13 protein-coding genes are annotated in these 20,097 nt (G+C 72.3%); 7 read left to right on the top strand and 6 right to left on the bottom strand.

From position 1 onward, the window contains the following. The first annotated feature begins 1 nt into the window (after position 1). From V1634_RS19475 to V1634_RS19455, 5 genes are all read left to right on the top strand, one after another. Entirely contained in the window at positions 2 to 1,924 is a 1,923-nt protein-coding gene (locus V1634_RS19475) for a glycoside hydrolase family 127 protein (RefSeq protein ID WP_331209300.1), read from the top strand. A 28-nt stretch (positions 1,925 to 1,952) separates the two neighbouring features. Next, on the top strand, positions 1,953 to 6,692 hold the full coding sequence (locus V1634_RS19470; RefSeq protein WP_331209299.1) for an Ig-like domain-containing protein: 4,740 nt from the start codon (positions 1,953 to 1,955) through the stop codon (positions 6,690 to 6,692). 244 nt (positions 6,693 to 6,936) lie between these two features. Beyond that, on the top strand, positions 6,937 to 7,569 hold the full coding sequence (locus V1634_RS19465; RefSeq protein ID WP_331209298.1) for a hypothetical protein: 633 nt from the start codon (positions 6,937 to 6,939) through the stop codon (positions 7,567 to 7,569). A gap of 62 nt (positions 7,570 to 7,631) precedes the next feature. Further along, positions 7,632 to 8,693, top strand: a complete 1,062-nt coding sequence (locus V1634_RS19460; protein WP_331209297.1) for a COG1470 family protein — start codon at positions 7,632 to 7,634, stop codon at positions 8,691 to 8,693. A 230-nt stretch (positions 8,694 to 8,923) separates the two neighbouring features. Next, positions 8,924 to 10,147, top strand: coding sequence for a chymotrypsin family serine protease (locus V1634_RS19455; RefSeq protein WP_331209296.1), 1,224 nt, complete (start codon positions 8,924 to 8,926; stop codon positions 10,145 to 10,147). Positions 10,148 to 10,197: 50 nt separating this feature from the next. Here V1634_RS19455 and V1634_RS19450 read toward each other — a convergent pair whose 3' ends face one another. The 6 genes from V1634_RS19450 to V1634_RS19425 all read right to left on the bottom strand — a co-directional run bounded on the left by V1634_RS19450 (position 10,198) and on the right by V1634_RS19425 (position 17,074). Then, positions 10,198 to 12,306: a cellulase family glycosylhydrolase gene (locus V1634_RS19450; protein ID WP_407951813.1), complete on the bottom strand. Its 2,109-nt coding sequence runs from the start codon at positions 12,304 to 12,306 to the stop codon at positions 10,198 to 10,200. Positions 12,307 to 12,530: 224 nt separating this feature from the next. After that, the gene (locus V1634_RS19445) at positions 12,531 to 13,238 is read right to left on the bottom strand and encodes a fibronectin type III domain-containing protein (RefSeq protein ID WP_331209295.1); all 708 of its coding nucleotides are present in this window, start codon (positions 13,236 to 13,238) and stop codon (positions 12,531 to 12,533) included. A 149-nt stretch (positions 13,239 to 13,387) separates the two neighbouring features. After that, complete coding sequence (locus V1634_RS19440; RefSeq protein WP_331209294.1) at positions 13,388 to 14,041, bottom strand: response regulator transcription factor; 654 nt, start codon at positions 14,039 to 14,041, stop codon at positions 13,388 to 13,390. Positions 14,042 to 14,046: 5 nt separating this feature from the next. Beyond that, the gene (locus V1634_RS19435) at positions 14,047 to 15,369 is read right to left on the bottom strand and encodes a sensor histidine kinase (protein ID WP_331209293.1); all 1,323 of its coding nucleotides are present in this window, start codon (positions 15,367 to 15,369) and stop codon (positions 14,047 to 14,049) included. 5 nt (positions 15,370 to 15,374) lie between these two features. After that, positions 15,375 to 16,595, bottom strand: coding sequence for an alpha/beta hydrolase family protein (locus tag V1634_RS19430; RefSeq protein WP_331209292.1), 1,221 nt, complete (start codon positions 16,593 to 16,595; stop codon positions 15,375 to 15,377). A gap of 110 nt (positions 16,596 to 16,705) precedes the next feature. Beyond that, positions 16,706 to 17,074 carry an STAS domain-containing protein gene (locus V1634_RS19425; protein WP_331209291.1) on the bottom strand — a complete coding sequence of 123 codons (369 nt, stop codon included), beginning with the start codon at positions 17,072 to 17,074 and terminating at the stop codon, positions 16,706 to 16,708. A gap of 331 nt (positions 17,075 to 17,405) precedes the next feature. Between V1634_RS19425 and V1634_RS19420 the strand changes: the two genes are divergently transcribed. Next, positions 17,406 to 18,929, top strand: coding sequence for a PP2C family protein-serine/threonine phosphatase (locus V1634_RS19420; RefSeq protein ID WP_331209290.1), 1,524 nt, complete (start codon positions 17,406 to 17,408; stop codon positions 18,927 to 18,929). Continuing rightward, positions 18,926 to 19,948 (top strand): cobalamin B12-binding domain-containing protein, encoded by a 1,023-nt coding sequence (locus V1634_RS19415; RefSeq protein ID WP_331209289.1) that lies wholly within the window; start codon positions 18,926 to 18,928, stop codon positions 19,946 to 19,948. Before V1634_RS19420 ends, V1634_RS19415 begins: the two co-directional genes overlap by 4 nt. The last annotated feature ends 149 nt before the right edge of the window (positions 19,949 to 20,097 follow it).

The following is a 20,097-nucleotide window of genomic DNA, read 5'->3' as shown; positions in this document are numbered from 1 at the left end:
CATGGCATCCAGCGCCTCCACGGCGGCCCCCGTCCTGCCGAGCCGCGGGCGGCTCCGGCCGCTCGGACTGGACGAGGTCCGCATCACCGGCGGCTTCTGGGCCGAACGTCAGTCCGTCAACGCGGCGGCCAGTCTCGACCACATCGCGCACTGGCTCGAACGGGAGGGCTGGATCCGCAACTTCGACCTGGTGGCCGACGGCGGCGACCTGGCCGGGGGGCGCCGGGGGCGGGAGTTCTCCGACTCGGAGGTCTACAAGTTCCTGGAGGCGATGGCCTGGGAGATCGGCCGCAGCGACGACCCGGGACTGGAGGCGAGGTTCCGCGCCGTCGTGCGGCGGGTGGGTCGGGCCCAGGACGCCGACGGTTACCTCAACACCAGGTTCGGGCACCCCGGTCAGCCGCCGCGCTGGTCGGACCTGCGCTGGGGCCACGAACTCTACTGCGTCGGCCACCTCCTCCAGGCCGCCGTCGCGCGGGCGCGTACCCGGCCGGACGCGGACGACGGGCTGGTGGCGATCGCCCGGCAGGCCGCCGACAACATCTGCCAGACCTTCGGGCCGGACGGCATCGACGGTCTCTGCGGGCACCCGGAGATCGAGCCCGCGCTGGCGGAGTTCGCCCGGGTCACCGGAGACGACCGCTACCTCGACCAGGCGGCGCTCTTCGTCGAGCGGCGCGGCCACGGTCGGCTCGGCGACGTGGAGTGGCGCCGGGAGTACTTCCAGGACGAGACCCCGGTACGCCAGGCGACGGCGCTGCGCGGGCACGCGGTCCGGGCGAACTACCTCGCCGCCGGGGCGGTCGACGTGGCCACCGAGACGGACGACCCCGGCCTGCTCAAGGCGGTACGCGACCAGTGGCGGACCGGGGTGGCCCGGCGCACGTACGTCACCGGTGGGCAGGGCTCCCGGCACCAGGACGAGGCGTTCGGCGAGGACTGGGTGCTGCCGCCCGACCGCGCCTACTCGGAGACCTGTGCCGGGGTCGGGTCGGTGATGCTGGCCTGGCGGCTGCTGCTCGCCTGCGGCGACTCCGGGTACGCCGACCTGATCGAACGGACCCTCTTCAACGTGGTGTCGACGTCACCGGCGGCCGACGGGCGGAGCTTCTTCTACACCAACACCCTGCACCGGCGGGAGCCCGGCACGGTCCCGGACGACGACCGGCCCAGCATCCGGGCCGCCGCCGCGCAGCGGGCTCCCTGGTACGAGGTGTCGTGCTGCCCGACCAACGTGGCGCGCACCATGGCGAGCCTCGCGGCGTACGTCGCGACCACCGACGACGAGGGTCTCCAGCTCCACCAGTACGCGTCCGGTACGGTCGTGCACCGCCCGGGGGACGGGGCGGAGCGGCGGATCACCGTCACCACCGGCTACCCGGCGGACGGGGAGATCCGGGTGCGGGTCGACGGTGCCGACGACCGTCCGTGGACGTTGGCGTTGCGGGTGCCGGGCTGGGCGGAGCAGGGCGCGACCCTGACCGTCGACGGCCGGACCCGGCCGGTACGCCCCGGCTACGCCACCGAGCGTCGGGTCTGGCGGGCCGGCGACGAGGTGGTGTTGCGGCTGCCCATGGCGCCCCGGTTCAGCTACCCGGACCCGCGCATCGACGCGGTCCGCGGCTGCGTCGCGGTGGAACGCGGCCCGCTGGTGTACGCGGTGGAGTCGGTGGACCTGCCGGGCGGCGGGAGCGTCGACGACCTCCGGGTCGACGTGAGCCGGCCACCCGGCATGGCCGGCAGCCGGGTGGTGGTGCGCTGCCGGCGCCTCGACCCGCCCGACCGGGACTGGCCCTACGGCGACGGCGGGGCCGGGTCGGTGGCCGGGACGGAGGCGGACCTCGTCGAGGTTCCGCTGGTTCCGTACCACGCCTGGGCGAACCGTGGACCGTCCACCATGCGGGTCTGGATCCCGACGAGCTGACCGCGCCAACCCCCACCAGGAGGACGAGATGAGCAACAGAGGTACCAGGAGGGCGCCCACCTGGGCCGCGCTCGCCGCGCTCGTCGTGGCGGGGGTGGTCGGCCCGCCCTCGCCCGCGCACGCCGCGCCCCCGGTCCTGCCCGGCAACGAGGGCGACGTGGGCGTCTACACCGACGGGCAGCACCACGTCATGGAGATCGGCGACCCGGTCTACACAAACGTCGCGGAGGTGGCCGAGCAGCTCAAGCCGGGCGTGCCGTTCACCGCGTCGAGCATGTACCAGTCCATCTTCGACAGAGACCTCGCGGCCGGCGGCACGGACTACTACCTCGACCGGGTGTTGGGGGTGCACGGCACGCTCGGCTCGGCGGTGTTGATGACCCGGGGCCGCTCGCTCTACATGCGAGGCGCCAACAACAGCAACTTCACCGTGATGGGCTTCGCCGGCAACACCTTCGTCGGCGGCCCCAACAACCTCGGCAACCTCTACACCCTCACGGTGCCGGGGCAGTCGGTCACCGAGGTCGGCGCCGACCGGTTCAACGCACCGAGCCACGCCAGGGGCCGGTACACGATCGGCAGCACCGGGGTCACCGCCGAGCTGACCAAGTTCATCACCTACGACAACGTCGCGGTCACCGCCGTCGACCTGCGTAACCCGGGTGAGCAGGCGGCGACCTTCACCGTCCGCGCCGCGTCGCCGCTGGCGACCCAGCCCGGCGCGGGGGCCGCCGAACTCACCGGCACCCGCACCGTCACCAGCGGCGCCAACAACGGTCTCGTCGACACCGCCTGGAACACCGTCCGGGTCGACCTCACCGGCGCCGGCTTCACCCGCAGCGGCAGCAACCTCGACCGGGAGGTCACCGTGCCGGCCGGCGGCCGGGTCTCGCTCTCCGTCGTCGGCGCGGTCTCCTCGGCCACCCTGCCGGAAACCGTCGAGAGCTACCGGCGGTACGCCGGGATGCCGGCGGGCGAGGCCGTCCGCACCGGGATCACCGACTTCAACCGGCGCTGGGCGCAGGACGTGCCGTACGTCGACGTCCCCGATCCGGCCCTGGAGAAGGCGATCGTCTACCGCTGGTGGGGCGAGCGCTACAACAGCCTCGACGCGAACGCCCCCGGTCACGTCTACCAGTACCCGACGACGATCGAGGGGGTGCACCTCTACCAGAACTCGGTGGCGCTGACCCAGCCGATGCACCTCCAGGACACCAAGTGGCTGCGCACCCCCTACCTGCCGTACGGGCAGATCCTCAACATCGGTGAACTCTCCGGCTCCTCGGCGTTCCTGGACAGCCCCGGGCACACGAGCTGGAACAACCACTACTCGCAGTACCTCGGCACCGCCGGGCTCGAGGCGTACAACGTGCACGGCGGCGGCGAGGAGATCGCCCGGAAGTTCGCCGACTACTTCGCCGGTGACGGTGTCGGGCAGCTCGAACACTACGACGGCAACGACGACAAGCTGATCGCCTACGACACCAACTACATGCCGGGCAACGACGCCGACGCGATCTCGTTCGGCTTCCCGAAGGCCAACGCCGGGGCACCCGGAGCGCGGACGATCGAGCGCCCCGAGTCGGCGTACGTCTGGGGGGCCTTCGACGCGGCCCGGCAACTGCACCAGATCGCCGGCAGTGACCAGGCCAAGGTCGACCAGATGGCGGCCAGCGCGAACGGCATCCGCGACGCGATCCTGGGCCGGCTGTGGAGCCCGGACATGCGGATGTTCCTGGCCGGCACGTCGCACGGCGCCACCAGCGCGGCCAGCTCCAACGGCCGGCCGAATCCGCTGCCGGAGCCGGCCCGCACCCTGATCCCGGCGAAGGAGTCGAACCTCTACGACGTCTACGCCGAGAACCTCATCCCGTTCGACCAGTGGCAGAAATACGTCGACGGGTTCCGCTTCCTCACCTACGGCGACAACTTCCCGATCTTCCCGTTCTACACCGCCAACCAGTACGACCGGGCGGCATACGGGATCGGCGGCTCCAACAACTTCTCGAACATCAACTTCACGGTGCAGTACCGCGGGGTCCGGTCGGCGCTGCGGCACTACGACCCGGAGCAGAAGTACATCACCCCGGAGTACGCCAAGCGGCTGCTGGACTGGATGGCCTGGAGCATCTACCCGAACGCGGACGTACGCGCGCCGAACCAGGCCGAGTACTACTCCAACTGGAACCCGACCACGAGGACCTACAACCGGAACAACCCGAACCACGTGATGCTCGGCAACATGAGCTACATCTTCGTCGAGGACATGGCGGGGCTCCAGCCGCGCTCCGACGACAAGATCGAGCTGTGGCCGATCCGGTTCGGCTACGACCACTTCATGGTCAACAATCTGCGCTACCACGGGCAGGACGTCACCGTCGTCTGGGACCCGGACGGCACGAAGTACGGCCTCGGCGCCGGCTACAGCCTCTTCCTCAACGGCGAGCGGAAGGTCAGCACCGACAAGCTCGGCAAGCTGACCTACGACCCGAACACCAACCAGGTGCAGGCCGCCGACGGCGTGACCGTCACCTTCACCGCCGCCACCGGGACCGACTTCCCGACCGCCGTCCAGACCCCGGTGCAGGACGACCGCGTCGTCGGATACCTCAAGACGGCCGGCATCGACCTCACCGAGGACGCGCCGAACCTGGCGACCGGTGCCGAGCTGCGCTCCTCCTACACCCAGCAGGGTGTCCGGCCGACGCCGTGGCGGCAGTTCCACACGCCCGGCTGGAGCAGCACCTCGATGAACCACACACCGGGGGCGATCTCCGAGACCGAGCGACCCGTCTCGCTGGCCGCCGTCACCGACGGCGTCACCGCCAACGAACCGTACTGGGGCAACTACGGCACCACCGACAGGAACGGCTACGTCGAACTCGACCTCGGCGCGGCGAAGTCCTTCGACAACGTGAAGGTCTTCTTCGTCAGTGACCGGCAGGCCGGCGGCTACCGCGAGCCGGCACGCTGGTGGATCCAGGTGCCCGACGGCGACGGCGGCTGGCGGGAGGTGCCGGGCCAGTTCAAGAACCCGACCGTACCGTCGGCGAAGTTCAACGAGGCGCTCTTCGAGACCGTGACGTCGGAGAGGGTGCGGATCGCCTTCACCAACAACCCGACCTTCTTCACCGCGGTCTCCGAGATCCAGGTCTTCGACTCCGGCCGGGACGTGCCGGACGTGACCAACCAGGCCCCGGCGGTCACCGCCACCCGGGACGGTTCGGCGGACGGGAACCTCTCCACCCGGCTGGTCGGCACCGCCGCCGACGACGGCGTCCCGTACGACGAGGAACTGCGCTCCGGCTGGGAGACCGTCGCCAAGCCGGCGGGCGCGGCCGTCATCTTCGCCGACCCGTCGGCGACGGCGACCCGGGTCACCGGCACGGTCGCCGGGGACTACGTGTTCCGGTTCTTCGCCGACGACGGCGAGAAGCGCTCCGAGGCGACCGTGGCGGTGACCCTCGCCGAGCGGGAGGTGGTCGCGGAGTTCGGTGCGACGGCGGCGATCACCACCAGCGGCACCGCATCCTGGGAGAACCACCAGCGGGTCAACGAGCCGAGCACCCCGGCCAACTCGAACCCGGGCGCCGGGAACGGCTGGGGCAACTGGAACCTGCCACAGAACGGCACCAGCCCGGAGCGGGAGGCGTGGATCGAGTACCGGTGGACCTCGCCGGTACGGCTGTCGTCGACCGACGTCTACTGGTACGACGACAACGGCGGCACCCGCCGGCCGACGGCCACCACGTACGCCGTCGAGTCCTCCACCGACGGCACCACCTGGACCCCGGTCACCCTGACCAACGGGTCCGCGTACGCCGACGCGCTCGCCACCAACACCTACAACCACCTCGACTTCGCGCCGATCACCACCAGCCGGTTGCGGATCCGCATCTGGGGGGTGCAGGGCAGCGGGGCGGGTACCGGTGTGCTGCGCTGGCGCGCCAACGGCGAGACCGTCGAGTCGGTGCGGTCCCCGGTGCTGATCCGGACCACCGTGGGCCAGGTGCCCGCCCTGCCGGGCGAACTCGACGGCGTCTACGCCAGCGGTGCCCGGGGCAAGGTCGGGTTCGACTGGCAGGAAATCACCCCGGAAATGGTCGCGGAGACCAACGTCGAGCCGTTCGTGGTCTACGGCACGAACGACGCGTACGGGCTGATCGCCGAGGCTCGGGTCTACGTGCGGCCGGAGACCGCGCCGGGCGGCATCTCGATCCAGGGTGCCGAGACGTTCCAGCAGGACGTCGAGGTGGGCGAGCTGCCGTACCTGCCGGAGCGGGTGGAGGTCTCCTACAACGACGGGTCCCGGGACAACCAGGCGATCGGGGTCGACTGGGACTTCGACGAGAGCGTCGTCGACACCCCCGGCCGGTACACCGTGATCGGGAACCTGGTCCTGCCCGACTACGTCAGCGAGGCCGGTACCACCCGGACCACCCTCACCCTGACCGTCGGCGACCCGCCGGAGGAGCCGGCCTGGGACGTCCGGGTGCAGACCCGGACCCAGTGCATCGGCGGCAACGCCTACCTCTCGGTGAACGCGGTCAACGCCGAGGCGGTGCCGCTGACGATCGCGCTGGTCACGCCGTACGGGTCGCGAACGGTCGCGGAGGTGGCTCCCGGAAAGGCCGCCTACCAGGCGTTCAACGCCCGTACCAGCGCGGTGCCGGCCGGGACCGCGACGGTGCGGGCCAGCGGAACCGTCGACGGCCAGCCGGTGACGGCGCAGCTGCGCACGCCCTACGGGGCACTCGACTGCGGCTAGCCCCCGGGGTGGGGGGGGCGCCCCCCCCGCCCCCCCCCCCCCCCCCCCCCGGGGGGGGGGCCCCCCCGCCCCCCCCCGCCAGGGGGGGGGGGGGGGGGGGGGGGCCCGGGGGGGGGGGGGGCCCCCCCCCGGGCCCCCCCCCCCCGCCCGTGACGGCGAGGAGATCGCCGCCGGACACCCTGCCGTCGGCTGCGCCGACTGATCTCCGCCATCCCCACCAACCACGCCAGCAACGGAGAATCGCATGAGCACATCGAATCGCGGCCGGCTGGTCGCGGCCGGCGCGGCCAGTCTCGTACTGGCCGGGACCATGGCGTTGCCCTCGCCGGCCGTGGCCGAGCCGGGCGACAGCGCCGACGTCGAGGTGACGGTCGAGATCGAGGCGATCGAGGAACCGGGGGTACTCGCCCTGTCGATCGCCGCCGACTCGGTCGCGCTCGCCGAGGACGGCTCGACCCTGCTGGTACGCCAGTTCGTCGGTACCCTGCCGACGGTGACGGTCTCCGACACCCGTACCCCGGAGGAGGTGCCCGAGGGCGCCGCCTGGGCCGTACTCGGCAGCGCCACCGACTTCGTCGGGAGCGCCGGTCAGGCGCCGATCAGTGCCGGACACCTCGGCTGGAAGCCGCGCCTGCTCGACGGCGGCGACACCGGCCAGGTCAGCGAGGGCGAGGAGGTGGTGACAGTCCTCGACGAGCCGACCCAGCCGGGCAACAACGTCGGTCTGGTCGACCAGGAACTGCTGGTCTCCACGTTCGACTCCGGTGCGGTGGCCGGCGACTCGTACTCGGTCGACGCCGACCTCTACCTGCGCACCCCGGTGGACGTCGCGGCCGGCGAGTACGCCTCGACGTTGACGCTCTCCCTGTTCGAGTGAGGCACGGGTGGGGGCCGCGGGCCGGCGGCTCCCAGCACATCCCCTGCGGGAAGGATCCCGTCATGATCCGTACGTTGCCTCGGCTGCTCGCCGTGCTGGTCGTGGTGCTCGGCACCGTGCCGGTCGCGCCCACCGGTGCCGGGGCGGAGCCGGCCGGGCCAGCCGTCACCTGGGCGGTGCAGCCGGCCGACCAGCACGGTCCGGACGGCAGGCGGTGGATCGAGCACACGCTCGACCCCGGCCAGGTGGTGACCGAGCACCTGGCGGTGCGGAACTTCGGCGACGCCGCCGTGGTCTTCTCGCTGAAGGCGGCCGACGGCTACCTCACCGACCGGGGGCGGTTCAACATGCTCCCCTCCGACCGCCCGTCCTCCGACGGCGGCACCTGGATCGACGTGCAGCCGCGGGTCACCGTCGGGGCCAAGGCGACCAGCGTGGTGCCGTTCACCGTCACCGTTCCGCGCGACGCCACGCCCGGCGACCATCCCGCCGGGATCGCGGCGACGGTCACCAGCGCCGGGGGCACGGTGGCCGTGGAGAGCCGGGTCGGGTTCCGGGTGATGACCCGGGTCAGCGGCACGGTCGCGGCGAGCCTGGCGGTCGTCGGACTCGCCGCCAGCTACCGGTACTCCTGGAATCCCTTCGCGGCCGGGACCGTCCGGGTCAGGTACACCACGGCCAACGACGGCAACGTCGCGGTGACCGGCACCGGCCGGGTGGTCACCGCCGGACCCTTCGGCCTGGCCGAGCAGGATGTCCCGGCCGATGCCGGCGAGCTGCTGCCGGGCGGTGACCGCGAGGTCGAGGTCCGGGTCGACGGAGTCTGGGCGCTGGGCTCGCTGCGCACGAGCGTCCGGGTGACCCCGGCAGTCCTCGGCGGCGGCCCGGCCGGTGCCGAGATCCGGCCCGGCTCGGCGACCGTGACGGCGTGGACGCTGCCCTGGCCGCAACTGGCCCTCGCCGCCCTCCTCGCGGCCGTGGGTCTCGCCTTCCGGACCCTCCGGCGGCGGCGTCGGCGGCGGCTGGCGGAGCTTCTCGACCGGGCCCGGGCGGAGGGCCGGGCATCCGCCCTGGTCGGCGGCCGCGGCGCGGTGACCGGAAGGGGTACGCCGGCGGCGGGCTGACCGAGCCTGCGTCCACGCCCCGACGAGTCCGGAGACCGGAACCGGCGCCGGTGCACCGGGCCGGCTGCCCGGTGCGGAGCCCGGTGCGCGGCCGAGGCGGCGACCGGCGGCGCCCGGTGTCCAACCCTGTCCAACGGTGTCCAGTCAGACCCTTCGGCGAGTGGTGTGCGGCCTAGCGTGGCCGGTCGAGGTTGCCGCGTGTGCCGCACCCAGTCAGGGAGGATCCGACGATGACATCGAGAGCCGGCATGGCAGTGGTCGCCGCAGTGGTGCTCGGATTGGCCTCGGCGACCGGGCAACCGTCGCCGGCCTTCGCCCTGTCCGGCACGGCGCAGGCGGAGCCGGTCGGGCTGACCCGGCAGACCGAGGCCCAGGCCCTGGCGGCCGACCTGGCGACGATGGCGAAGGAACAGGGCTGGACGCTGGCCCAGGCGCGCGCCCGGCACGAGCTGGCCGAGCGGGTACGCCCAGTGCACCGGGCGCTCGCGAAGCGACTGCCCGACACGTACGTCGGCGCGGTCCTCCCCGACACAGCGGGGGAGGCGGCCACGTTCCTGGTCAAGGGGGTGGCCCCGGAGTTGGTCCGGACGATGGTGGCCGCCTCCGGGGTGCCGATCCGGATCGTGGACGGCCAGCCGTACTCCGCCGGGGAGTTGGCCGACCGGTCCAGGGCGGTGCACGGGCACCTCAAGGCGCTGGGATACACCTCCGTCACCACGGCCGCCGACATCACCTCCGGGCAGGTGAGGGCGACGGTCACGGCCGAGCCGGGTACCGGGCTGCGGGCCGCCACGGTCGGCACGGCGCTGCCGGAGGCACTGCGGACCGGGCTCGACCTCGACGTCGTCGAGGGCCCGGCCAACATCCGGCAGACCAGCCTGTTCGGCGGGATGCCCACCACCCGGCCCGGTGCGGGACTGATCTGCACCACCGGGTTCTCGGTGAGTCCCGGGGGATTCGTCGGCGTGACGACCGCCGCGCACTGCAACAACAGCGAGGCGGCCCACAACGGTGCCCGCCACCCTCTCAACCTCTTCGACGAACATCTCGGAGACTTCGGTGACGTCGAATGGTCGACGACCTCCGGGGTACCGGTGACGGACGACTTCGTCGCCGGCTCGACCGAGACCCGGGACGTGACCGGCGTCCGGGCACTGGCCGACATGATGATCGGAGACCAGGCGTGTGTCTTCGGGCAGAGCACCGGCCTGCGCCGCTGTTCGTTCATCGCCGACCTGGACGTCTCGATCACCGACCGGCGGGGCACCTCGCACCGGCAGGTGGCGGTACGGGACAACATCACCCAGGTCGGTGACAGCGGTGGGCCCTGGTTCGTCGGCACCGTGGCGTACGGCACGCACGTGGGCAACGCCCAGGTGAACGGGGCTTCGGTCTCCGCCTTCAGCGTCGCGGATCTCTTCGACGAGGCCCTCGGCGTGCGGGTGATGCGGTAGGGATGGTGGTGCCGGGGTGCCGGGGCGCTGCCCCGACACCCCGGCGCCGTTCACGACGTCGTACCGGTGACGTTCCCGCCCGACTCGGTGACGTAGTAGGTCACGGTCGTGCCGCTCCAGAAGTGGAAGGTGAGGGTGACCCGCTGCCCGTCGTTCACCTCGGCGAAGAACTCGGGCTTCAGGGTGATGGAGTTCGCGCTGTAGTTCGGGGCGAAGGCGACGTCGAACTCCTTGAACGAGGTCCAGTTGTGCGGGCCCGCGTTGCTGCCGTCGGCGTACTTCGCCTCCATGGTGGCGAGTTGGTCGCCCCGGAACTGGGTGGGCACCGCGAACGAGCTGGCCGGTCCGGTGGCGTTCGAGAGCACCGGCGGGTCGTACGTGATGATGCTGATCCGCCACGGCACGCCCTGGGAGAACCGGGCCTGGATGTTCGCGTTGACGCCGTACGCCCGGGAGCCGACCAGCCGGGTGACGGCGGCGGCGGTGAGCGTGAGGGTGTTGCCGGAGACCGTGTAGTCGGTGCCGTTGACCAGGTCGGTGTTGCCCTGACGCAACCCCTGGAAGGTGGTGCCGTTCAGGTTGAGCGTCAGGCTCTTGCTGGTGATCGCGCCGGTACGCGGCACGTACACCTGGTCGCTCGACGCGGTACCGGAACGGGTGGTCCAGCTCGACCTGATCTGCGCGAAGAGTTCCGGGTCGCTCCACTGGAAGGAGGTACGCCCGAAGTGCTGCCCGTTGTCCCAGAGTTGCGTGGTGATCCTGCGGCTGCGGGCGTAGTGGCCGAGGTACTCGAAGAACTTCAGTTTCTCGCCCTGCTCGATCGTGCCGGTGTGCCGGTCGAATCCGAGCAGCCCGTACTCGCCGATGATGACCGGGATGTTGCGGGCGACGAACGCGTTGTAGACGCGGTCGAAGACGCCGGTCAGGTCCTGCTGCACGGTGTCGTCGAAGCGGGTACCGCCGGCGACGTTCACGCTGAACGGCCAGTACCCGTAGAAGTGGACGGTGGCGATCAGGTTGGGGTCGTTCAGCGTGTTGAAGGTGCTGACCAGTTCGTCGACCCGGGGCTGGTCGGCCGAGGTGTGCAGGGTCGGCAGCACCAGCAGCCGGGTGGCGTTGCCGCCGCCGGACTGCCGGACGATGCGGTGGAACGACGTGTTCAGCTCGTGCAGCAGGGTGGCGTTCTGGGCGTCGCCGGAGCTGCCGGTGAACTGTGGCTCGTTGACGCTCTCGAAGGTCAGCCGGGGTGAGGCGTCCCGGAACGCGGCGGCGATCTGCGTCCAGAGCGCGTTGTAGCGGTTCAGCACGTTGGTGCGGTCGGTCGGCATCGTGTTGATCCACTGCCACGAGTCGTGGTGGATGTTGATCATCACGTAGAAGCCGTCGGCGAGCGCCCAGTTGACCACCTCGCGTACCCGGTTGAGCCACGCGGCGTCGATCGTGTAGCTCGGCGCCGCGCCGTGGTGGTTGCTCCAGGTGACCGGGATCCGGATGCTGTTGAAGCCCTGCGCCCGGATGTTGTCGAGCAGCGCCTCGGTCACCCGGGGGTTGCCCCACGCGGTCTCGTCGGCGCCGACCGCGTCGAAGGAGTTGCCGAGGTTCCAGCCCGGCTGCATCGCGGCCACCGCCGCCATGGCGTTGCCGGCCGGGGGCGGGGTGGTCGGCGGCCGGGTGGTCGGCGGCGCGCTCGTCGGCGGCCGGGTGGTCGGCTGGCCGGTCGGCCCGCCGACGTCGCCGGTGCAGGTGACGCCGTTGAGCGCGAACGAGGTGGGCGCGGTGTTCGTGCCGGTCCAGGAGCCGTTGAAGCCGAACGACACCGTCGCGTTGGTCGCGATCGTGCCGTTGTGGCTGACGTTGGTCGCGGTCACCTGGCTGCCCGAGGAGGTGACGTTCGCGTTCCACGCCTGGGTGACCCGCTGACCGGACGGGAAGGTCCAGACGAGGCTCCAACCGCTGACCGGGTCGCCGAGGTTGGTGATCCCGACGTTGGCGGTGAAGCCACCCGACCACTGCGCCGAGGTGGAGTACGCCACCCGGCAGCCCGCGGCCGCCTGGGCGCTGACTGCCACCGTCACCCCCGAGACCAGCAGTACGGCGGCGCTCGCCGCGACCAGACCGACCCGCCATCGGGCTCTTCGCACCGTGCTCTGCAGACTCACAATGGGACTCCTTGCCTGGGTTCCGGCGCTGGAAGGTGATGGGGCACGCCGCAGGGGAGGGCGTCGCAGTGCCCCCGGAGAGCCGACATTAAGTTTGGTTACCAAACTTTGTCAATCGGCATCCGGCTATGCCTCGACCGCCGGCCCCAGGTGTGCCGGCACCTCCATCCCACTGCTGGAAGGCGTACCCGGCGGCAGCGCGACCGGTCCCGGACACCGGCCGATTACGGCACCGGAGCCGCCGGTGGGGTCGGCGGCGGTGGGTCGACGGCGATCCCGATGCGCGCCGGGGCGGAGTAGTTGCCCGAGCTGTCGAAGGCCCGTACCTCGAACAGGTACTCGCCGAACCCTCGCGAGACGCCGTAGCCGAACGTGCCGCCGACCAGCGTGGTCGCGGTGGCGGTGCCGGTCTGTCGCACCTGGTAACCGGCGACGAAGACGTTGTCTCGGGAGGGGTCCCAACTGAGCCGGTAGTAGCCGTCGCGGGGGCCGGTGAGCCGCAGGTTGGCCGGAATGTCCGGGGGGACGCTGTCCGGCAGCGAGCCCAGTTTGATGATGGCGAACGGCGACGAGTTGCCGGCGGCGTCGAGCGCCCGGATGCCGAAGGTGAAGATCATCGGCGGCGGGACCGGCATGGTGTGGCTGGTTCCGCTGGTGGTGGCGAACCTGCGGCCGTTGGAGAAGATCTCGTACCCGGTGACACCACGGTCGTCGGAGGAGGCGTCCCAGAGCAGCGTCAGGGTCTGGCCTCCGAACATCGTCCGGGGGTTGGCCGGGACGAGTGGCGGGCTGACGTCCGGTCCGCTGCCGGGGCCTGGTGTGCCCGCCACGGCCGGCCCGCCCGACCGGGCGGCGACGGGCAGCGGCATCGCCGCCGCGCCGCTGAGGATCAGGGCTGCGGAAAGGGCGGCTGTCATTGTCCTGCGACGCATCGGGACCGTCATGGTCATCAGATTAATCAACTTCGATGTGATGGGCCAATCTCCCGGCGCCGCTCCCGCCGTACCTGCCGAATCCGGCGTATCTGCTCTTGGCTGCCGTCCGCGGACGAACCGGCCCGGGAGCCGACCTCAGGAGGCGGTCAGTCCCGGTGCGCGTCCAGATAGCGCAGCACGGCCAGCACCCGGCGGTGGTCGGTACTGGCGGGCGGCAGGCTCAGCTTGCCGAAGATCGAAGTGACGTGCTTCTCCACACTCCGTCCGGCGAGGTGCAGGCGCGCGGCGATGGCGAGGTTGGAACGACCCTCGGCGAGCAGGCCGAGGATCTCGCGCTCGCGATCGCTGAGTCGAGCCAGCCCGGGGTCGACGGTGGGTGTGCTGAGCATTTGCCGGATCACCTCCGGATCGAGGACGGTGCCACCACCGGCGAGCCGGTGCAGCTGCTCGACGAAGTCGCCGGTGCTGACGATCCGGTCCTTGAGCAGGTAACCGATCCGGGTCGGGTTCTCGCGCAGCAGTTCCCGCGCGTAGCTGGTCTCGATCCACTGCGAGAAGACCAGTACGGCGGTGTCCGGATGGTGTCGCCGGATGGCCGCCGCCCCCCGGAGCCCTTCGGTGGTGTGGGTCGGTGGCATCCGTACGTCGACGATCGCCACGTCGGGCCGGTGCGCGGCGACGGCGACGAGCAGGTCGTCGGCATTACCGACGGTCGCGGCAACGGCGATGCCGTGGTCGGTCAGCAGGGCGGCGATACCGTCACGCATCAGCGCGCTGTCCTCGGCGATGACTGTACGCATCGGGCTCAGCCCTCCCTCGGCAGCGTCACCGTGACGGTGGTCGGCCCGCCGGCCGGGCTGACCACCTCGAAGCTTCCGCCGAGCGCGCGGGCACGCCGGGACAGCCCGGTGAGTCCGCTGCCGGCAGGGCTCGGCGCCGCACCGCCGGGGCCGTCGTCGACGACGACCAGCCGGACCCGCCCGTCGTGCTCGTCGAGCCGGAGCCGGACCCGGGCGCCCCCGGCATGCCGGGCCGCGTTGGCGAGCAGTTCGGCGGCGGTGAAGTAGACGGTGGTGGCGGTCGCGTCCGACGGGGTACCAGCCAGCGCGACGGAGACCTCGACCGGCAGGCCGCTGCGGGTGGCGAGGGTCGTCAACGCGACGGGGAGGCCGTCGTCGAGCGCGGGCGGGTGCACACGGCGCACGATGTCACGCAGTTCGGTGAGCGCGTCGGTGACGGCGTCCCGGGCCGTGCCGACCAGGGCGTCCAGTTCGGCGGGAAGCCCGTCGGGGTTGGCGGTGTCCCGGGGCAGTCGGTCGACCCGGTGCGCGATCCGGGACAGCATCATGCCCAGTGACACGAGCCGGGCCTGCGTGCCGTCGTGCAGGTCGCGTTCGACCCGCCGCAGGGTGGTCGCGGCGTCGGCAGCGAGTACCGCCCGGTCGGATTCCAGCCGGGCGATCCGTTGCCGTGCCGGCCCCGGTGCGAGCAGCGCTGCCATGAGTATCCGGTCCAGCCCGACGAGCGCGCGCAGCAGCCACGGGAGGAGCAGCAGCAGGCCGGCCCCGGTGCCGGCGACGTACCAGCTCTGCGTCCAGGCGCCGATCTCGACCGGCCCGAACCGGGTCGCCTCCAGAATGGACCAGACCGGGCAGGTCAGGCAGTACACCCCGCCGAGCAGCGCCAGCCCGGCGAGATAGCCGGTCAGCGCCGCCAGCGGCAGCTTCAGCAGGCAGTAGAGCAGCGCCTGCCAGGCCGGGGCATCGCCGAGCACCGCCCGGGCCCGGTCCAGCGGACCACGGCCGCGCAGCGTCGGCGGCGCAGCCCAGTCCCAGCCGAGCAGCGACCGGGCCGGCCAGCGGAAGTAGACGATCGTGGCGCGGGCGACCCGCAGCACCGCGACCAGGATCGGCAGCCCGACCATCGCCAGCGACGACACGGCGGCGACCAGGCCCAGCAGCGCCAGCGGGAACACCGGCACCGAGAGCGGTACCGCGAGCAGCGCGTAGCCGAGCAGCCGCCAGGTGGCCGGGTCGACGGGTGCCCGCAGCACCGTGGCCACCACATCGGTGACGGGTCCGGTCCACCGGGGCGGTACGACGGACCGTGTCGGGGTCACCGGGGGCATGCCGGTCACGGTACGAACACCACGTCGGGATGACCCGGCGACGGGCCGTCCAGGAGATGGTCGTCGTGGCCGCGCAACCACCGGTCGAAGAACGACGACACGTACGCCCGCTGGGCCGCCACCGCCCGTTCCGGGGCGACGGTGCCGATCCTGCGTTCGACGACCTCGGCACCGACGTCGGCCTGCGGCAGGAGCGCCGCGAGGTCGGTGTACGTCTGGTGGCGGGAGCCGACGAGGGTCAGGTCGCGCAGCCAGCCGTCGCTGTGGGACCAGAACGCCCGCCACGACGGCTCGCTGGTGTGGTCGCTGCCGTGCCGGCCCATCAGCAGGAACGGGCGGTCGAGGCCGTGCACGGCCACCGGCATCAGGTTCGTGCCGTTCGGCTCGCGGTTGTACTCCAGCGTGCCGTCCAGGTCGATGCCGGCCATGATCCGCCGGTCCTCGTACATGCCCTGGGCGGCGGTGATCCCGCCCGCGGACTGGCCGAACATGCCGACCCGGCGCACGTCGACGACCCGGGACAGCCCGCCCGGCAGCGCGGCGAGCCGGTCGAGCACGAACCGGGTGTCGTCGACGCGTACCCGAAGGATCTTCTCCAGCAGAGCCGGCACCGTACCCTCCCGGTCGGCCCGCGCGAACGCCGTCAGCACCGGCTCGTTTCCCCGCACCGAGCCGTCCGGGAACTCGACACCGGGCGACTCGTAGGTGTGGTCGACGGTCACCACCACGTACCCGCGACTGGCCAGTTCCTCGACCAGCACCGTGCCCCAGGTCCGGGGATCGCCGGAGCCGGGTGAGTAGAGCACCACCGGCCGCCGCCCGCCGTGCGGGTCGGCTGGCGCGCCCTCCCGGGCATGTGTGCGGATGGCCGCCCAGTCGAGCCGGCCCGGCGGGACACCGTGCCCCGGCGCGGTCACCGCGTCGAACCGCTCGGCCGCGCCCGGCGACATGTATGGGGCGATCGGCCGCCCGGTAGCCGAGGCCGGGTACCAGACGCTCACCATCAGCTCCCGGTACGGCACCGAGGACACCCAGGGATCGGGCCGGGACCGGTCGACCAGGTGCAGCGGCACCGTACCGATCTGCTGCCGTCCCGAGGGGACCGGCAGCGTCGCCCGGGTCTCGCTGGTCGCCGCCGCCGGGGCGGCTGGCAGCAGGGTCGTCACCGTGGTCGCCAGGGCCGTGCCCAGCAGCAGGCGGCGGGATGCACCCGTGGGAGTGGTCATGAATCCACCCTGGTGCAGCCGGGCCACCGGGGCAGCCGGGCTGTCTCCCCAACAGGGGTGCGGTTAACCGCACCGCGTTCCGCGCGGCGGCGTCGACCGGCGGGCGGTGCTCAGGCGGTGGCCGCCTCGTCCGAGGACTCCGGGCTCTCCGTCGCGCGCTCCAGCAGTTCGGTGAGGCCCATGATCTCCAGGGTCGCCGACAGGAACGGCGGGATCGGGCGTACCGTGACCGGAATGCCCGACTCGCGGCCGCAGTTCCAGGCGTACACCAGGACGGCCAGGCCGGTGCTGTCGACGAAGGTCAGTCGCTCCAGGTCGACGGTCAGCGCACGCGGCGCGGAGCCCAGTGCGGAGGCCAGCGCGGTCCGCAGCAGCTCGGCGCAGGGGAAGTCGAGGTCACCGCTGACCCTCACGATGGTGTGCTCGCCCTGGTGGACGTCGATCGTCAGCGGTATCGGTGCCGGAATCGCCTGATCCAACTAGTCACCTCCGAGCTTGCACACCAGTCCAACTCTAAGACACCGGCGCCCGTGGTGCCCGACAGGACGACCTCGGCGATCGCCGAGGTCAGGGCCGCGGTCGTCGATACATGCCGGGTGACAAGTAACCGCGTAGGGTGGGACGCAGGCCGAGGACAGGAGTACGACTCGCGTGAACACCGCCAATCTCGCCGGCTGGGAGTCGGGCGGTCGCCAGGTTCCCAGGGCGGCGCCGAACGGCGCGAGCACGACGCAGTCGTCTGTACCTTCCGTGGTCGAAGCGGCAACGCTAGGTGACGAGGTCGTCGACAACTTCCGTGAGGGTGTCGTGGTGTGCGACTCCTCCGGAGTCGTCCTCGGGTTCAGCCAACCCGCCGGTCACCTTCTGCCCGGACTTGCCGTCGGCCGGACCCTCGCCGGCTCCGGCGTACCGGCGCTGGTCCCGGGTGAACTGACCCTCGGCGGCCGCCGGGTGCGGTGCCGCCAGGTGAACCTGAACATCGGCGGCGTGGCGAGCACCGTCTGGTACGTCGAGGACGTCACCGACGCCATCGCCCGTTCCGACGCCCTGCTGGCCGAACGAGGGCGGGCGCGGTTCCTGGAGACCGCGAGCCAGCTGCTGGGCAACCCGCTGCACGAGGACCGGACCGCCCGGGCGGCCGCCCGGCTCGCCGTACCCAGGCTCGGCGAGGTCGCCGTGATCGTGCTGACACCGCGTCGTGGCCGGGTCCGGTGGTGGCGGGCGTCGTTGGTCGACGGCGAGCGACACGCGGTCGACGGCGGCCTGCTGACCGCCGACCAGCTACCGCCGGCGGTGCTCGAGGCGTGGCAGGGTGCCGAGCCTTCCAAGGTGGACTGGCTGGCCGACCAGTGCGCCGACATCGGCTGGCTCGACGGCCGCGCCCCCGCCTCGGTCTCGGTACGGGTGGTCCCACTGCCGGGCCGGGCCGCGTCGACCGGCGCACTGCTGGTGGTACGCGAGGGCGGCGAGCTGGACGGGGACGACCTGGAGCTGCTGCGCGGCTACGCGGCGCGGGCCGGCGGGGCGCTCGACGCGGCGGTGCTCTACCGCGACCAGGCCGAGATCGCCGACACGCTCCAGGCCAGCCTCGCGCCGACCGACCCGCCGCCCGTCTCGGGCGTGCAGTGGGGTGCCGCCTACCGGCCCGCGCAGAGTTCGCTGCGGATCGGCGGGGACTTCTACGGCGCGCACGCGCAGCCTGACGGCAGCACGCTCTTCTTCCTGGGTGACGTTTCGGGCAAGGGAGTCGACGCGGCGGTGTTCACCGGCCAGATCCGCCAGGGCATCCAGGCGCTGCGCCGCATCGAGTCGGATCCCGCTCGGCTGATCTCGCTGCTCAACGGGTCGCTGCTGGAGACCACCCGGGCGCACGGGCACGGCCGCTTCGCCACCATGGTGCTCGGCCGGGCGCATCCGGCACCGTCCGGCGGGCTGTCGCTGACGCTGGCCAGCGGCGGGCACCTGCCACCGCTGGTGCTGCGCACCGACGGCAGGGTCGAGTCGATCGAGCTGCGCGGCATGCTCGTCGGAGTGGTGCCCGACCCCCGGATCGCCTCGATCTCCGTGCAACTCGGCCAGGGCGAGACGTGCCTGCTGTTCAGCGACGGGGTGACCGAGGCGCGCGGCGGGATCCGCGGCGAGCAGTTCGGCACCACCCGGCTGGTCGAGGCGCTCCAGGGCTGTTCCCGCATGCCGGCGCCGGCACTGGCCGAGCGGGTGGAGCAGGTCTGCGGCGACTGGCTCGGCGGGCGCGACCACGACGACATCGCCGTCTTCGCGATCCGGGCCGTACCACCCGGCGCGGCGGCGCGACACCTGCGGGTGGTCCCGTGACCGCCGTCCTGGACCGGGCGGTGCAGGAGGCCTACCCCGACTACCTGCGCCAGCTGGACGAGGCCGACGAGAACGGCGCGATCGACCTGGCGCTGGAGCTGCTGGAGCGCGGCGTCGCCCCCGAGGACGTACTGCTCTCGCTGGTCGCACCGGCGCAGGCACAGGTCGGCGAGTGGTGGCAGCGCAACGAGTGGAGCGTGGCCCAGGAACACGCCGCGACCCACGTCAGCGAGCGGGTGGTCGCGGCGGTCGCCTCGGCCGTACGCCAACGGCCGTACCGGGACCGGGTGGTGGTCGCCTGCATGGACGGCGAATGGCACGCGCTGCCGGCCCGGCTCGTCGCCGAGGTGCTCCGGCTGGACGGCTGGGACGTGACCTTCCTCGGCGCGAGCGTGCCGGCCGCGCATCTCGTCTCCTACCTGCACCGGCACGATCCCCGGGCGGTGGCGCTCGGCTGCTCGCTGCCGATGCGGCTGCCGCACGCGTCCCGGTTCGTCGAGGCGTGCCGGCGTAGCGACGTGCCGGTGCTGGTCGGCGGCCGGGGGTTCGGGCCGGACGGCCGGTGGGCGGCGCGGCTCGGCGTACCGTGGGTCCGGGACGCCCGGGCCGCCTCCACGGCGCTGGCCGGAATGTCCCTGCCGGCCTGGCACACGTCCGCGGTCGTCGACGTGGACGACGCCGAGTACGCCGGCCTGGTCGCCGCCCGGGTCGAGCTGATCGACCTCTGCGTGGCCCGGATCCCCGACGTCGCGCGGTACACCCCGGCGCAACTCGACGCCACCGTCGCGGATCTCGGTTACATCGTCGACACGCTCGCCGCCGCGGTCTACGTGGACGACGGCACCCTCTTCGCCGACTTCGCCGGCTGGCTCGGCGAGGTGCTCGCCAGCCGGAAGGTGCCGCTGCGTACCGTGGACAACGCCTTCGACCTGATGGCGGAGCGGCTGCGCGACTTCCCGCGCGCGCTGCACATCCTGCGATCCACCCGGCTGGCCCCGGGCGGCTCCTCGCCCGGCTGAGCGAGGCGGAGTCGCTGGCGGTGTACGGGATCGGGCCGACCGTGGTGCGGATCCTCGGCGAGATGCCGGCCGCCTCCGGACGCTCCCGCAGGACCCGCCCCGCCGCGAACCGACCGCGATGCCTCGACAAGGGCGTAGATCACCGTGAC

Source organism: Plantactinospora veratri (assembly GCF_036421995.1).
GTDB lineage: Bacteria > Actinomycetota > Actinomycetes > Mycobacteriales > Micromonosporaceae > Plantactinospora > Plantactinospora veratri.
This window is presented reverse-complemented; position numbering and strand designations above follow the sequence as displayed.